General features: G+C 60.6%; 12 protein-coding genes. All 12 read left to right on the top strand.

The genetic code is table 11. From position 1 onward, the window contains the following. The first annotated feature begins 33 nt into the window (after positions 1-33). The 12 genes from ACTG3X_RS08315 to ACTG3X_RS08260 all read left to right on the top strand — a co-directional run bounded on the left by ACTG3X_RS08315 (position 34) and on the right by ACTG3X_RS08260 (position 13,630). Complete coding sequence (locus ACTG3X_RS08315; protein ID WP_439110790.1) at positions 34-2,409, top strand: glycosyltransferase family 2 protein; 2,376 nt, start codon at positions 34-36, stop codon at positions 2,407-2,409. A gap of 1 nt (position 2,410) precedes the next feature. Then, entirely contained in the window at positions 2,411-3,136 is a 726-nt protein-coding gene (locus ACTG3X_RS08310; protein ID WP_439110789.1) for an FkbM family methyltransferase, read from the top strand. Beyond that, complete coding sequence (locus ACTG3X_RS08305) at positions 3,133-4,170, top strand: glycosyltransferase family 2 protein (protein WP_439110788.1); 1,038 nt, start codon at positions 3,133-3,135, stop codon at positions 4,168-4,170. The genes ACTG3X_RS08310 and ACTG3X_RS08305 overlap by 4 nt, the downstream gene beginning before the upstream one ends. Before the next feature lie 97 nt (positions 4,171-4,267). Beyond that, positions 4,268-5,218 (top strand): phosphoadenosine phosphosulfate reductase, encoded by a 951-nt coding sequence (locus ACTG3X_RS08300; protein ID WP_439110787.1) that lies wholly within the window; start codon positions 4,268-4,270, stop codon positions 5,216-5,218. Positions 5,219-5,275: 57 nt separating this feature from the next. Continuing rightward, positions 5,276-6,313: a dihydroorotase gene (gene pyrC, locus ACTG3X_RS08295; protein ID WP_439110786.1), complete on the top strand. Its 1,038-nt coding sequence runs from the start codon at positions 5,276-5,278 to the stop codon at positions 6,311-6,313. Positions 6,314-6,384: 71 nt separating this feature from the next. After that, positions 6,385-7,065: an orotate phosphoribosyltransferase gene (locus ACTG3X_RS08290; protein WP_439110785.1), complete on the top strand. Its 681-nt coding sequence runs from the start codon at positions 6,385-6,387 to the stop codon at positions 7,063-7,065. A 261-nt stretch (positions 7,066-7,326) separates the two neighbouring features. After that, positions 7,327-8,826, top strand: coding sequence for a replicative DNA helicase (locus tag ACTG3X_RS08285; protein WP_439110784.1), 1,500 nt, complete (start codon positions 7,327-7,329; stop codon positions 8,824-8,826). Positions 8,827-8,841: 15 nt separating this feature from the next. Next, positions 8,842-10,089, top strand: a complete 1,248-nt coding sequence (gene pepT, locus ACTG3X_RS08280; RefSeq protein ID WP_439110783.1) for a peptidase T — start codon at positions 8,842-8,844, stop codon at positions 10,087-10,089. A gap of 186 nt (positions 10,090-10,275) precedes the next feature. After that, positions 10,276-11,307 (top strand): alanine racemase, encoded by a 1,032-nt coding sequence (alr, locus tag ACTG3X_RS08275; RefSeq protein WP_439110782.1) that lies wholly within the window; start codon positions 10,276-10,278, stop codon positions 11,305-11,307. A 2-nt stretch (positions 11,308-11,309) separates the two neighbouring features. Next, positions 11,310-12,095 carry an MlaE family ABC transporter permease gene (locus ACTG3X_RS08270; RefSeq protein WP_439110781.1) on the top strand — a complete coding sequence of 262 codons (786 nt, stop codon included), beginning with the start codon at positions 11,310-11,312 and terminating at the stop codon, positions 12,093-12,095. Further along, positions 12,092-12,838: an ABC transporter ATP-binding protein gene (locus tag ACTG3X_RS08265; RefSeq protein ID WP_439110780.1), complete on the top strand. Its 747-nt coding sequence runs from the start codon at positions 12,092-12,094 to the stop codon at positions 12,836-12,838. Before ACTG3X_RS08270 ends, ACTG3X_RS08265 begins: the two co-directional genes overlap by 4 nt. A gap of 330 nt (positions 12,839-13,168) precedes the next feature. Continuing rightward, positions 13,169-13,630 (top strand): paraquat-inducible protein A, encoded by a 462-nt coding sequence (locus ACTG3X_RS08260; protein WP_439110779.1) that lies wholly within the window; start codon positions 13,169-13,171, stop codon positions 13,628-13,630. Positions 13,631-13,829 lie beyond the last annotated feature (199 nt).

The following is a 13,829-nucleotide window of genomic DNA, read 5'->3' as shown; positions in this document are numbered from 1 at the left end:
CCTGTGTAAGTAAGAGTAAATAGAAGAGTAACGATGAAAATCAGCCTGATAATCGGCCCGACAGACTACGGCACAGCGCGCTTTCGCACGGTTCTGAAGAAGAAATCCGCGCTTTTGGCCAAGCATAAGGTGTTCAGCCCCGACTGGAACCATATCCGTATCTATATGGCCTGCTCTTCCAACTCCGAAGTTGGCCTCGTGCGCCACTTGCGCGGCTTTGAAATGCTTGCAGCGCAACAGGCGCTTTACTCGCACCTGCAATCCCAGATTGCCGCGTCTCTTGAAGGTGAAAAGCCCGATCACCTCGTGATCAGCTCGGGCCAGCTGGGCGCGCTCATGCACAAAAAGAGCGAGCTTGAGCGCCTGCGCGCCTTTTTCGCCCCCTTTTCTGACGATATCCAGATTCACGCCTACGTCGATGAACAGAGCCGCGCCCTGGTGCAAAACTACGAAAAAACCGTCATGGATGGCCGCCGCCACCCGCTTTCGCACGAGCTAGAGCTCACCAAAGCCGACAGCTGGTGGGACGCGGCCCTTGCCATGCGCACGCCCCCCAACCCGCTCACAGCCGAGTATAACGACATTCACTTTCCGCCCTTCTGGGTCGATTACATGGGGCTTCTGACCCATTGGGAAGAGGTGTTTGGCGCAGGCAACGTGCATATGCGCTCCCTCAATATGGAGCGCCTCGGCTCCGAAGACGGGGCCGCCGAGCTGAACGCCATTCTTGGCACCGATATCCCCATGGGCCAGATCGAGGCCGTTGAACCTGACAAAAGCCCAAGTGCAGAGACCCTTGAGCGCGCGCGCCAGCTCAACGATATTTTCGTGCGCTACATGCAGGCCAAAGAGCTCTCCATGCCCTTTGAGATGCGCAAGAAGCTCATCTACCCCCACCGTGTGCGCGGCCCCGTGATCGAGGCTGGCGCGCTCTTTCCTGTGGCCGAGCGCTTCAAAGCCGACAACGCAGCGCTGACCAAGCGCTTTGACACGCTGGAAGACGGCTGGTTCACCCCGCCAAAGGCCACAGAGCTCTGGACCCCCGCCCCCATGACAGGCGGCTGGCGCGCCACGCAATATATGGCCTCCTCCACACATTTCATCCGCAAACAGGCACCCACTTTTGAAGACATCAAGGCGCTCACCACCGAGCAGGAAGACAGCGCCGCGCGCCTGTCGGAGTTTGTGCCGGTTGATGCCGAGCTTGAAGAAAAGCACCAAAGCGGCACCTCCGACAAACGCGGCGAGTTCCTTGAGATGTTCAAGGTCAACCACCAGATCGTCATGTCCACCCACATCCGCCCGCACAACGACATGGGCAAAGTGCGCGAAGAAGCCGAGCAGCCCCAATATAGCGAAGTGCCCATGCGCAAGCTGCCCAAGGGCAACACCGGCAATGTCATTGTCGGCTGTATGAAGAACGAAAGCCCCTATATTCTGGAGTGGGTCGCCTATCACCGCGCCATGGGGGTAGACAACTTCCTGATCTACACCAACGGCTGCGAAGACAACACAACCGAGCTTCTGGACCACTTGCAAAAGATGGGCGTGCTTCAGCACCGCGACAACAACAAGTGGAAGGGCAAGTCGCCCCAGCAATTTGCGCTCAACAAGGCCCAGAAAGAGCCGGTCATCCAGAACGCCGAGTGGATCATCCATATTGATGTGGACGAGTTCATCAACGTGCGCACAGGCAACGGCACGCTGGAAGATCTCTTCAAAGCCACCAAAGGCGCCACCAACATCGCGATGACATGGCGGCTTTTCGGGCACAATGATGTGCACAAGCTGAGCGATGATTTTGTCATCGAACAGTTTGACACCTGCGCGCCCAAATACTGCCCCAAGCCCCACACCGTCTGGGGCTTTAAATCCATGTTCAAAAACCTCGATGCCTACCGCAAAATCTCGTGTCACCGCCCCAATCAGGTGATTGACGAGAAGCGCGACCAGCTCAAATGGGTCAACGGCTCTGGCGATGACGTGACAGGCGACTATATCAAAGGCGGCTGGAGAAGCTCAAAGAAAACAATTGGTTATGACCTTGTTCAGCTCAACCACTATGCGCTGCGCTCCGCCGAAAGCTTCCTCATCAAGCGCCAGCGCGGCCGCGCGCTGCACGTTGATCGCTCCATCGGCCTCAACTACTGGATCCGCATGGATTGGTCTGATCACCGCGACATCACGATCCAGCGCAACCTCGCGCGCACCCGCGCCGAATATGCGCGCCTGATCAGCGATGAAACGCTGCGCAAGCTGCACGAAGAGGGCCTCGCATGGCACAAGGCCAAGGTGCAAGACCTGCACCAAACCCAGGAATTCCAAGAGCTCTATGCCCAAGCGCTCAAAGTGAAACTCAACGAAACCGAGCGCGTGGCCTATTCCCTCGCCCTTGATATGGAGAGCTAAAATGGACAGTGTTCAAACCGAAACACCCGACACAGCCACAGAAATAGGTATCGTGCGCTCGCGCGGCGTGCGCGTGCCAAAAGACCCTGCTGTCATCACCCCAAGGATCAGGCGCTCCCTGCGCCTCAACGGCTATGAGGGCAAAGAAGTCAACGCCGCGCTGCGTGTCGTCAATTCCGGCGATACCGTGCTCGAGCTGGGCGGCGGCATCGGCTATGTCTCCACCATTCTGGCCAAAAAGCGCGATGTGAAGGCGATCCACACATTCGAGGCCAACCCGCATCTCATCGACTTTCACCGCCAGATGCACCGGCTCAACGACGTCACCACAATCACCACCCACAACGCCCTGCTGGCCGCCCGCAAAGGCAAACCGCAGAGCTTTTATGTGCGCGAAAACTTCCTCGCCTCCTCGCTTGAGCCAGAGGTGACAAACATGCCTGTCAAATCGGTTGAAGAGGTCGAGGTGCTCGGCATCAACACCATGTTCAACAAGATCAAACCCGATGTTTTCATCTGCGATATCGAAGGCGCCGAGGCCGATCTGCTGCCCCACCTCAAGTATACGGGCCTGCGTGCGGCGGTCATCGAGCTGCACCCCCAGTGGATCGGCGCGGCGGGTGTGCGCGCGGTGTTTGATGCCATGCATGCCGCAGGCCTCACCTATTTTCCGCGCCTGTCTGACCAGAAAGTCGTCTGTTTCCGCCGCGAGTGGCCCACCAAGTGAAGGCCCTCGCCGTCCTGACCCTGCGCAACGAGGCGTCCTTCCTTCTGGAATGGCTGGCGCACCACAGGGCCGTGGGCTTTACCGACTTTCTTATTCTCTCAAACGACTGTGACGACGGCACCGACCTGATGCTTGACCGCCTCGAAAGCCTCGGCCTCATCACCCACATCCGCAACAATGGCCCCTATGACAAAAGCGGCATCCAGTTCACGGGCCTCAAGCTGGCGTCAAAGCACAAGCGCGTGCGCGAGGCCGACTGGATTTTGGCGCTGGATATCGACGAGTTCGTCAACATCCATGTGGGCGACCATACGCTTGGCGCGCTGCTCGCCACCCTGCCCGAGGCCACCGCCATCACCCTCACATGGCGGCTCTTTGGCAACAACGATGTGGTGCGCTACGCCGATGCGCCCGTGACGCGCCAGTTCACCCGCGCCGCCCCCGCCATCATGAGCTGGCCATGGCGCGCCGCCATGTTCAAAACGCTCTACAAAAACGATGGCACCTACGGCAAAATAGGCGTCCACCGCCCGCGCCAGCCCAACACAGAGACCGTGCAAACCGCCCGCTGGTATGATGGCGAGGGCCGCGCGCTTGGCGATGACTTCAAGACAAAGCGCATCTTTTCCGACTATGGCCGCAGCAACTATGCGCTGGCCCAGCTCAACCACTACGCCCTTGGCTCCATGGAGAGTTTTCTCACCAAAGCCGACCGTGGCCGCGCGGTGCATTCAGATCACATGCTGGATGTCGACTACTGGGTCGAGCGCAACCACTGCAGCTGTGAAGACACCAGCATCCTTGCGCTCTCACCTGCGTTTGAGGCCGAATGGAGCGCGCTCCAGAGCGATGCAACGCTGGCAGCGCTACACGCCAAGGCCGTCACATGGCGCCGCCGCCGCATTGCCGCCCTGATGGATCTTGAGCCCTACCGCGCCCTCTTTGGCCGCCTTTTGCAGACGCCCCCCTCGCGCCCCGTGCCGCCCGAATATGCCCGCCTCATCCTTGCACATGCCCAAAAGGGCCATAAATAGCCTTAAAGTTACACGCATATTCCGCATTTCGGCCCCAATCCAGCTGTAACTAGTCTTCAAAGCACAGAGTAAATTTGTGCAAAAAAGGTATTGAGACATGCAGGATCTGGCACACACACTCAAAGGCTCGCTGGCCGAAATGCCCAAGCGCGACTGGCTGACAGCTCTGGCTGACATCTCCGAGGAGAACGGCCACTTCCAACCGCTCGGGCGCAAGCACTTCTCCTCCTACATCGCAGGGGGCGAAACCCTGCTTGTCACCTTTGAGAGCTATGACGGCATCCAGCGCATCTCCCCCAACGCCCACCCCTTGGGCTGGGAAGTGGCCAAGGTTCTGGGCTGGTCGTCCCTCACGGTCATGTCCGATGGTCAAAGCTGGTTTCGCGACCGCGAGATCTATGCCTATTTTGACGATCTGATTGATGACGGCTTCTTTGAAGAGTTTGACAATGTCATCTTCTATGGCGCTGGCCCCTGTGGCTATGCCGCCGCCGCCTACTCCATCGCGGCCCCCGGCGCGCGCGTCCTCGCGCTTCAGCCCCAGGCCACGCTTGATCCGCGCGTCACAGAATGGGACGAGCGCTTCATCCGCCAGCGCCGGCTCGATTTCACATCGCGCTACGGCTACGCCCCCGATATGATCGATGCGGCCCAGGAAGCCTTCATCATCTATGACCCCGAAGAAACAGAAGATGCCATGCATGCGGCCCTCTTTACGCGGCCCAATGTGCACAAGCTGCGCATGCGCCATGCCGGCGGCGCGCTCCAGTTCAGCCTGCGCAACATGAAGGTGCTGTCCCGCCTCATCGCGCTCACAGGCACAGGCCGTCTCACGCCTGAAATTTTTGCCAAACTGGCCCGCGCACGGCGCGACGACCGCCAGTATCTGCGCAATCTTTTGCGCTATATTGATGACAAGGGCCGCACAAAACTTGCCTATGCCCTCTGCAAAAACGTCATCGCCCGCCTTGATGGCGTCCCCGCATTCGAGCGCCGCCTGAAGGGGGTTGAAGCCCGCCTGAGCGAGCTTGAGGCCGCCGACAGCTGAGCCACGCCACACTGTTTTCTCTGGCGCAAAGCGCGCAATTTGTGTAAGCGCTCGGCCATGACACACACGCTTACGCTCGCCCGCCCCGATGATTGGCACCTGCACCTGCGCGATGGCGCAATGCTCAAGGCCGTTCTGCCCGAAACGGCCCGCCACTTTGCCCGCGCCATCGTGATGCCCAATCTTGTGCCACCCGTGGTCACAGGGGCCGATGCCGAAAGCTACCGCGCACGCATCATGGCCGCGCTGCCCGAGGGGGCCGGCTTCACGCCGCTGATGACGCTCTATCTCACCGAAGACACAGACCCCGATGATCTGGCCGCCGCCCATGCCGCAGGCCTCATCACAGCGGTGAAGCTCTACCCCGCAGGCGCCACAACCAATTCCGCCTCAGGGGTGAGCAACTTTGAAAATGTCCGCCCCGTGCTTGAGCGTATGGCCGAAATCGGCTGCCCGCTCTGTGTCCACGGCGAGGTCACCGACCGCGAGATCGACATCTTTGACCGCGAGGCCGTGTTTATCGACCGCATCCTTGATCCCATCCGCAAAAGCGTGCCCGGGTTGAAAGTGGTGATGGAGCATATCACCACCAAAAACGCCGCCGACTATGTCAAAGACAACGCAGCAGGCCTTGCTGCCACCATCACGGTGCAGCACCTTATGCTCGATCGCAACGATATGCTCGTAGGGGGCATGCGCCCGCATTATTACTGCCTGCCCATCCTCAAGCGCCGCGAGCACCGCGAAGCGCTTCTGGCCGCAGCCACCTCGGGCGATGCGCGCTATTTCCTCGGAACCGACAGCGCCCCCCACCCCACACACGCCAAAGAGGCCGAGTGCTGCGCAGCAGGCTGTTTCACAGCGCCCATCGCCCTGTCTTGCCTCGCCGAAGTGTTTGAGGCCGCAGGCGCGCTCGACAAGCTCGAAGGCTTCACCTCGCTCCACGGCCCTGCCTTTTACGGCCTGCCCGTAAACGACGCCAAAATCACCCTCACCAAAGGCGCGCCACTCACCTTTGACAAGAGCCTCCCCGCAGGCGAACACACCGTCACCGTGTTTGACCCGGGCATGCCCCTGCATTGGCACGTCTCCTGAGCTCTTTCTTTTTGCACGAAATATCCCCGCCGGAGGCTCCCGCCCTCTGCCACAAGTCCAAAGGCCCGATCATGATCCCGACAAGCTACCCCACCGCCGAAGAAATTGCCCGCCTCACAGCCCGTATGCTGCTCGAGATCGGCGCGGTAAACTTCAACACAGACGAGCCCTACACGCTCGCCTCGGGGTTGCCCTCACCCAGCTATATCGACTGCCGCAAGCTCATCAGCTACCCGCGCATCCGCGCGACCTTGATGGATTTCCTGACAGTGACCGTCATGCGCAACGCGGGCTTTGAGGCCTTTGACAACATCGCAGGCGGCGAAACCGCCGGTATCCCCTTTGCCGCCCTCGTCGCCGAGCGCATGGCCCTGCCCATGACCTATGTGCGCAAAAAGCCCAAGGGCTACGGCAAAAACGCCCGCATCGAAGGCGCCATGTCCGAGGGCGAGCGCGTTTTGCTGGTGGAAGACCTCACAACAGATGGTGGCTCCAAGCTCAGCTTCGTGGATGCCATCCGCGACACAGGCGCAACCTGCGCCCACACAGCCGTGATCTTTTACTATGACATCTTCCCCGAGACCGTCAAAACACTGGGGGATCATGGCGTCAGCCTGCACCACCTGTGCACATGGTGGGATGTTCTGGCCGAAGCCCGCGCTCAAGCGGCCTTCTCCGAGGCGACCTTGGCCGAGGTCGAGCGCTTCCTCAAAGACCCGCGCGCGTGGCAAGAGGCCCATAAAAAGGCCTAAGCCAGCCAAATTGCTGCAAAAACGCGCAGGGCGGAAAACTTATCCACAGCCCGCCCGCGCACGCCCGAGACAGAATCAAACACCAACGCCAGATTTGGTGGCTTGAGCCATTTGTGCTACACTATATTGGAAGCGCGCTTGGCAAATCGGGTTATCCACAGGCTTATCCCGCATACTCTCCACAGAGATTTCCAGAGTGCGTTTCCCCGCCCAATGCCCTAGAACTCTCTCACAGCAGGCACAAAAAGGACTTTCCGAGGCATGAACGAAATCGCAGCATTCAACGCCACAGGTCAGACCCTCCCTGCCGAAATCTCCTCACCCGAGAGCATTCCGCATTCCATCGAGGCCGAGCAACAGCTTCTGGGCGCCCTGCTCACCAACAATGATGTCTATGACAAAATCGCCAGCGTCATCACGCCCAAACACTTCTATGATCCCGTTCATGCCCGCATCTACGAGACCGCCGCGGCGCGGATCGCCAAGAACGCGCTCGCCTCGCCTGTCACCCTGAAAGCCTTCTTTGATGACGATGAAGGCCTCAAAGAGCTCGGCGGCCCTGCCTATCTTGCGCGCCTTGCCGGCGCAGCCATTTCGGCCTTTGCCGTGCGCGACTATGCCCAGCTGATCTATGATCTCGCGATCCGCCGCGATCTGATCTCCCTCGGGCAGGAAATCAGCGCCAAGGCCGCGCGCGTCGATATCGAGAGCGAACCCAAAGAACAGATCGTCGAGGCCGAGCAAAAGCTCTACCAACTCGCCGAGCAAGGCCAGACCGAGAGTGGTTTTCAAAGCTTTCTCAAGGCTGTAACCGATGCTGTTAATGTCGCCAACGCCGCCTACCAGCGCGAAGGTGGCCTTGCAGGCATCGCCACAGACCTCATCGATATGGATAAAATGCTCGGGGGCTTGCACAAGTCCGACTTGCTCATCCTCGCGGGTCGCCCCTCCATGGGCAAGACATCACTCGCCACCAACATCGCCTATAACGTGGCCAAAGCCTACAAGCGCGGCAAGCTGTCTGATGGCTCCGAAGGCGCGGTCGATGGCGGCGTTGTCGGCTTCTTCTCGCTTGAGATGAGCGCCGAGCAGCTCGCAGGGCGTATTCTGGCCGAGGCCTCCGAGATCAGCTCCCACAAAATCCGCCAGGGCGATATGGACGAAGGCGAGTTCCGCCGCTTTGTGGATGCGGCCAAGTCGCTGGAAGCCTGCCCGCTCTTCATTGATGACACCGCCGCGATCCCCATCGCCCAGCTCGCCGCGCGCGCCCGCCGCCTCAAGCGAACCCACGGCCTTGATCTCATCATCGTTGACTACCTCCAGCTCGTGCGCGGGACATCGGAAAACCGCGTTCAGGAGATCGGCGAAATCTCGATGGGCCTCAAAGCCATCGCCAAAGAGCTACAGATCCCCGTCATCGCGCTCTCCCAGCTCTCGCGTCAGGTCGAAAGCCGCGAAGACAAGCGCCCGCAGCTCTCCGATCTGCGCGAATCCGGCTCTATCGAGCAAGACGCCGACGTTGTTATGTTTGTGTTCCGCGAGGAATATTACGCCGAGCGCGAAAAGCCGTCTGATCACGAGCTTGATAAAATGGCCGAGTGGCAAGAGCGCATGAGCCGCCTCCATGCCAAGGCCGAAGTCATCATCGGCAAGCAGCGTCACGGCCCCATCGGCACGGTCGAGCTGTCTTTCGAGGCCCAGTTCACGCGCTTTGGCAACCTTGTGAAGCCATGGCAGCAAGGCGGCGGCGACCAGTTTTAACCCAAGAGAGACCCCATGAGCACCGATTTCACCGAAGAACTCGCCAGCCGCCTCATCCGCTACTGCAAAATAGACAGCCAGTCTGATGCCGATAGCCCTACAAGCCCCAGCACCGCGATCCAGCTGGATATGCAACGCCTGCTCATGGCCGAGCTGGCCGAGATCGGCGCAGACGAGATCACGCTCACAGACTACGGCACCGTGCTGGCCACCCTGCCAGGCACCGCAGGGCCAGATGCGCCCACACTTGGCCTGCTGGCCCATGTCGATACGGCCCCGCAGTTCAATGCCACGGGCGTAAAGCCTGTTGTCCACAAGAGCTACAACGGCGGCGATATCTCCTTCCCCGATGCCCCCGAGCTGACGCTCAGCCCCGCGCATGCGCCCTATCTGGCCCAAAAGCAGGGCCATGACATCATCACAGCCTCAGGCACCACACTTTTGGGCGCCGATGACAAGGCAGGCGTCGCCATCATCATGACTGCGGCGCGCCACCTCTTGGCCAACCCCGCGCTGAAACATGGCAAAATCCGCCTCGCCTTCACCCCGGATGAAGAGATCGGCCGTGGCGTGCACCCCGATCTGCCCCGCGATCTGGGCGCAGACTTTGCCTATACCTTCGATGGCGGCGCGCTTGGCAACATCGAATACGAGAGCTTCTCCGCTGATGGCGCAAAAGTCGAGATCACCGGCGTCTCCATTCACCCGGGCACCGCCAAAGACACGATGGTCAACGCACTCAGCCTTGGGGCCAAGATCCTCTCGGCCCTGCCCAGCGTCACCATGACACCAGACACAAGCGAGGACCGCGACGGCTTTATCATGGCCACCGATATGGTCGGCAATGCCGCCGAGGCCACGCTCACCTTTATCTTGCGCGACTTTGAGCTTGAGGGCCTCGCCGCCAAAGGCGCGCTCTTGCAAAGCGTTGTGACAGCCGTGGCCCAAGGCGAGCCGCGCGCCGAGATCACCTGCGAGATCACGCCCCAGTACCGCAACATGCGCTATTGGCTGGAAGAGGACATGACCCCCGTCACCCTCGCGCACAATGCCGCCAAGGCCATCGGCCTCACGCCCAGCTCCGCGCCCATCCGCGGGGGCACCGACGGCTCCCGCCTCACCGAACTGGGTGTGCCCTGCCCAAATATTTTCACAGGGATGCAAGAGCTGCACGGCCCGCTGGAGTGGATTTCGGTGCAGGATATGGCTGTCTCGACCGCCATGTGCCTCAAGCTCGCCGAGTTGGCCGCAGAGCCAAAGTAGCCCAGAGGCCACTCCCTTGGCCCTGTCTTTCTTTTTGCCCCAAATATCCTGGGGGGAGCGTTCAAAAGCCACAGCTTTTGAGCGCGGGGGGCAAAGCCCCCGAAAAGGCCTGCCAGCTCCGCCACAATTCTAAATTGGGCGCATTTCCCCCTTGACGTGCAGCCCCCCTCTGCACAACAAGTCCCCATGGCGAGTGGAACCCTGACTGTTGACCTTGATGCGCTGGTGCAAAACTGGCGGGCCTTGGCTGGCGCGCCCGAAACAGGCGCTGTTGTCAAAGCCGATGCTTATGGCCTCGGCGTTGGCCCCGTGTCGCGCGCTCTGGCCAAAGCCGGCGCGCGGACCTTCTTTGTTGCCACCGCAGAAGAAGGCGCCGATCTGCGCCACGCCCTCGGCGAGGGCCCCGAGATCTTTATTTTCTCGGGCCATATGATGGGCGACACCGAGATGCTCCATGATCTCGCGCTCACCCCGCTTCTCAACTCGATTGACCAGCTTCAGCGCCACCTTGAGGCCCTGCCCAAGGCGCGCTTTGGCATACAGCTTGACACAGGCATGAACCGCCTTGGCATGGAGCCCGCCGAATGGGCCGCTGTCAAAGACATGGTCATGCCGTCAAACCCCGCGCTTCTGATGTCCCACCTCTCCTCCGCCGATGAGCCGACCTCAGCGATGAACCTGTCCCAATTGCGCGTGTTCAAAGAGATGACCGAGGGCTGCAATGCCCCCCGCTCGCTCGCGGCGACGGGCGGCACACTCCTTGGCGCAGACTACCACTTTGACCTCACCCGCCCCGGCATCGGCATGTATGGCGGCGCCCCGTTCCAGAGCGGCTTGCCCGTGGCCTACCTCGAGCTGCCCGTCGTTCAGGTGCGCGACGTGGAAGCCGGCGAAAGCGTTGGCTACAACATGGGCTATGTTGCCCGCCAGCCCCGCCGCGTGGCCACGCTCGCCGCAGGCTACGCCGACGGCCTCATCCGCGCCATGTCAGGCAAGGCCAAGCTGTTTTACGGCCAGCGCGAATGCCCGCTGCTGGGTCGCGTCTCTATGGATCTGATCACGGTAGACATCACCCACCTGTCAGACACCCCCGCCTCGCTCACTCTGTTGGGCCGCCAGCAGAGCGTGGACACGCTCGCGCAAGGAGCAGGCACCATCGGCTATGAAATTCTCACATCTCTGGGCGCACGCTACACGCGGCGCTATTCAGGCGGTTGATCATGCAGCTCATTCTCTCTCCCGTTGCGGCGCTCGGCGCTGCTGTTCTTGGCGCGCTTGCGGCACTGGGCCGTGTCGCGCTCTTTGCCTTTGAGACCATCACACATCTCTTTCGCCCGCCCTATTATGGCCGCGAATTCTGGATCGCGCTGGTGCAAATCGGCTGGCTCTCCCTGCCTGTCGTCGGCCTCACAGCGCTGTTCACAGGCGGCGCGCTCGCGCTTCAGATCTACTCTGGCGGCGCACGCTTCAACGCCGAAGAAGTTGTGCCCTCCATTGTCGCCATCGGCATGGTGCGCGAGCTTGGCCCCGTGCTTGGCGGCCTCATGGTCGCCGCCCGCGTCGCCAGCTCCATCGCCGCCGAAATCGGCACAATGAAAGTCACCGAGCAAATCGACGCGCTGACAACGCTTTCGACCCACCCGATGAAATACCTCACCCTGCCCCGCGTGCTCGCCGCCACTCTGGCTGTGCCCGTTCTGGTGGCTGTGGGCGATGCCATCGGCATCATGGGCGGCTATATCGTCGGCGTTACACGCCTCGGCTTCAATGAAGCCGCCTATCTCAAAAATACCGTCGACTTCCTTGAGATGTGGGACATCACATCCGGCCTCATCAAAGGCGCGGCCTTCGGCTTTATCATCGCCACCATGGGCTGCTACTACGGCATGAACTCAGGCCGCGGCGCCCAGGGCGTGGGCCGCGCCACAAAGGCCGCCGTGGTGGCCGCCAGCGTGATGATCCTCGCCGCCAATTACCTGCTCACAGAGGCGTTCTTCACATCATGATCACGCTCACAGACGTCCATAAATCCTTCGGCTCAAAGCACGTCTTGCAAGGCGTCAACCTGAGCATCGAAAAAGGCACCTCCATGGTCATCATCGGCGGCTCGGGCACGGGCAAGTCGGTCATGCTCAAGTCTGTCCTCGGCCTCGTAACGCCCGACAGCGGCACCATCACGGTCGATGGCCACGATGTCCAGACAGGCGACCGCGACGCCTTTCTCGCCCGCTTCGGGATGCTCTTCCAAGGCGGCGCTTTGTTTGACAGCCTCCCCGTCTGGCAAAACGTGGCCTTTCGCCTCTTGCGCGGCGGCCTCAAGCGCCCCAAGGCCGAGGCCCGCGAGGTGGCGATAGAGAAGCTGCGCCGCGTCGGCCTCAAGCCCGAAACAGCCGATCTCTTCCCATCAGAGCTTTCTGGCGGCATGCAAAAGCGCGTCGGCCTCGCCCGCGCCATTGCGGCAGACCCCGAGATCATCTTCTTTGACGAACCCACCACAGGCCTTGACCCGATCATGTCAGGCGTCATCAACGAACTCATCCGCGAAATCGTGGTCGAAATGGGCGCCACCGCCATGACCATCACCCACGACATGAGCTCTGTGCGCGCCATCGCCGATACCGTGGCCATGCTCCATGACGGCACCATCAAATGGACAGGCCCCGCCAGCCAGCTTGACAGCTCGGGCGACCCCTACCTTGACCAGTTCATCCACGGCCGCGCCGAAGGGCCCATCGAAGCGGTGCGCTAAGCACCAGAGCCGCCCCCTTTCTTTTTGCCCCAAATATCCCGGGGAGCGCGAGGGGCTGGCCCCTCGCCCGCCGCGATGCGGCGCAGCCGCAGCGCAAGCCAATATGAACATCCTCAGACTGCCCCGCACGCCCTGTTTACAAAGGCAGAGCCCCCCAAACGTCCGTTCAGGCGGTGCACGGGGGGTGCACGCGTGGTGCACGGATATCACCCCCCCGTTTTTCCCACATCAGTCAGGTCTTAACGCGGCTGGGAAAAAGCGGCGCTTTCTCCCCATAGCGGGCTGCTCAAAGCCGCCTTACCTGCTAACACAGCCCCAAAGGAGCCGCCCATGTTGCTACGTTTTGCCAATCTTTCGCTGCTCGTCCTCTTTCCCGTGGCGTGGTTTGCGCCGCTCATGAAGGCGGGGCTGCTGCCGCTCTTCAAGCTCAGCGAAATCTCGGTTGTCTCGGGTCTGCAGTCGCTGTGGGGCACAGATGTTCTGCTGGCACTCACCGTCACTTTCTTTGCCCTCTTTGCGCCCTACATCAAAACACTGGGCCTCGCGCTGGTGCAGTTTGGCCTGCTCAAGCCCGTTGTGCTGCCCGCGCTCAATATCTTGGGCAAGCTCGCCATGGCCGATATCTTTCTCATCGCGCTTTACATCACCTTGGCCAAGGGCATCGGCGTGGGCCGGCTTGAGACAGCCTGGGGGCTTTACCTCTTCACCGCCTGTATCATCGCCTCACTCGTCATCGGGATTTTGACGAAACAATCCCTCACAAAAAGCCAGATTGGCTCTCAATCAACGTGATAAATAGGCCGTAGACGGAGTCTTTCGCGCATAAGCTGTGCCAAAACACTTGTTTTTCCCCTTATATTTCTAAAAACTGTCGGCATATTTTCGCTCACAGCTGCCATCTGTGAGACAGTTTTTGAGTATGAGTTCCTGGGGGGGATCTATGAATACCTTTCTGCATGGCCTGCGTGTCATGGCCTATTTGCTGCACCGT

The organism is Lentibacter sp., assembly GCF_965658795.1.
Classification (GTDB): Bacteria; Pseudomonadota; Alphaproteobacteria; order Rhodobacterales; family Rhodobacteraceae; genus Lentibacter.
The sequence above is the reverse complement of the archived record's forward strand: the minus strand, read 5'-3'. Positions and strand labels throughout refer to the sequence as shown.